The 624-nt window shown below is 64.9% G+C and carries 1 pseudogene; it reads left to right on the plus strand.

Going from position 1 to position 624, the window contains the following annotated elements:
* Window positions 1-586: pseudogene (locus E3D03_RS21190) on the plus strand (recombinase family protein); the annotation flags it as partial.
* Window positions 587-624: the final 38 nt, after the last annotated feature.

Below are 624 nucleotides of genomic sequence, written 5' to 3' on the forward strand. Positions count from 1 at the left end.
CGCCTGCGAGGGCATGGCCGTGCCGATGGAGAAGCTGGACGATCTGGTCGTCAATCACCTTGAGGGCCAGCTACTCCAACCCGAGCGGCTGGAAACCGTCCTTGCCGCCGCGCTGGACCGCAGGGAAGAACACGCCGAGCGCCGCCGCGAGCATATCGCCGAGATGAACAAGCGCGCCACAGAATCGGAGCTGCGCCTCAAGAGGCTCTATGACGCTATCGAAGCAGGCATTGCCGATCTGGACGACCCGGCGTTGAAAGACCGCATCGACGGCCTTAACGCCATCCGCGATCAGGCCAAGGCCGATGCCGACCGGGCTCAGGCCATGCTCCAGAACTCGGGACAGAAGGCGGTGACGCCGCAGATGCTGCGCAAGTTCGCCGCAACCGCCCGCGAACGTATCCGGCTGGAAGGCGGCGGCTATCGCCGCGACCACCTGCGCGCGCTCGCGCAGCGCGTCGAGGTCGCCGAGGGCGAGGTTCGCATCATGGGATCGAAGTCCCGGCTGCTACAGACGCTTGTGGCGGGAAGTGGCGTAAACTCAGTGCCCACTCAGGGACTGAAGTGGCGGAGGGGATGGGCCTGACATCCAACCTTCTTTTGTGGATGCCGCTCGGTTTGCAA

Source organism: Paracoccus sp. DMF (assembly GCF_004407025.1).
GTDB lineage: Bacteria > Pseudomonadota > Alphaproteobacteria > Rhodobacterales > Rhodobacteraceae > Paracoccus > Paracoccus aminovorans_B.